Annotated in this window: 1 protein-coding gene; it reads left to right on the top strand. The window is 51.1% G+C overall.

The genetic code is table 11. The annotated features are described in order from the left end of the window. Positions 1–73: 73 nt before the first annotated feature. Positions 74–1,294 carry an IS256 family transposase gene (locus L692_RS0125810; RefSeq protein WP_025702780.1) on the top strand — a complete coding sequence of 407 codons (1,221 nt, stop codon included), beginning with the start codon at positions 74–76 and terminating at the stop codon, positions 1,292–1,294. Positions 1,295–1,361 lie beyond the last annotated feature (67 nt).

The following is a 1,361-nucleotide window of genomic DNA, read 5'->3' as shown; positions in this document are numbered from 1 at the left end:
GAGTCTGTAAAATAGATTGTGTAAACTCCTAAACCCAGTAAAATGGAAGTAGAAGAAAGGTTGGGGAGAACACATGGGACTCTGGACAAAAGAACAACTGCGGGCCTTCATTAAGGAGAATAAGCTGGTTACGGCTCAGGATGCCCAAAACGCGTTGAAAGACTTGTTTGCCGAAACGATTCAGGAGATGCTGGAGGCGGAATTGGACACGCACCTGGGCTACGAGAAACATGACATCCAGGCGAAAACCACGCCCAACAGCCGGAACGGCAAAACCAAGAAGACCGTGGTCAGCGAATATGGCGAGCAGGAGATCGATGTTCCCCGGGACCGCTTGGGGGAGTTCGAGCCTGTGGTGGTCAAGAAACATCAGAAGAACGTAACGGGCATCGAGGACCAGATCATCGCCTTATACGCCAAGGGGGTCAGCACCCGTGAGATTCAGGATCACTTGCAGAATTTGTACGGCATTGAGGTCTCGCCCACGCTCATTTCCAATGTCACCAACAAGATCGTTCCGCTGATCAAGGAATGGCAAAATCGGCCGTTGCAGGGCGTGTACGCAGTGGTTTACATGGATGCCATCCACTTCAAGGTCAAGCAGGATGGGGCCATTATTAACAAGGCCGCTTATATGGTCATCGGGATCGACCTGGACGGCAACAAGGATGTGCTGGGCATGTGGATCGGCGAAAATGAGACATCCAAGTTCTGGCTGAATGTACTGAATGACCTGAAGAACCGCGGCGTACAAGACATCCTCATCATCTGTGTGGATAACCTGAACGGCTTCTCTCAGGCGATTGCCGCCTGTTATCCGAAGACGGAAATCCAAAAATGCATCATCCATCAGATTCGCAATTCCACCCGTTACGTATCCTACAAGGACCTCAAGAAAGTCACAGCTGACCTAAAGCCGATTTACAAGGCGGCAACCGAGGAAGGAGCCTTATTGGAATTGGACCGCTTTGAGGAGGTCTGGGGCACCAAGTATCCCCTCATCATCCGCTCCTGGCGGCAGAACTGGGACGAGCTCTCCACCTTCTTTAAGTACCCGCCGGAGATTCGCAAGCTCATTTACACGACGAACATGATCGAGAGCTACCATCGGCAGCTTCGAAAAGTAACCAAAGGCAAAAGCATTTTTCCGACCGATGAAGCCTTACTAAAAATGCTCTATCTGGCGACCATGGATGTTACCCGCAAATGGACGGGACGTGTCCAGAACTGGGGGCAAATGCTGCTTCATCTGTCCATTCTTTTCCCGGATCGGATTGGCCATCACCTACGTTAGCGGTTCGAAAATCCCCCCTCGGGGGGATGCCTTGTAAAAGAGTTTACACAAAAATCTTGACAGACCC

Source organism: Paenibacillus forsythiae T98 (assembly GCF_000520735.1).
Lineage (GTDB): Bacteria > Bacillota > Bacilli > Paenibacillales > Paenibacillaceae > Paenibacillus_AQ > Paenibacillus_AQ forsythiae.
This window is presented reverse-complemented; position numbering and strand designations above follow the sequence as displayed.

Coding starts and splice junctions, on each gene's coding strand:
- L692_RS0125810 (WP_025702780.1), top strand. CDS start 74: ATGGGACTCTGGACAAAAGAACAACTGCGGGCCTTCATTAAGGAGAAT.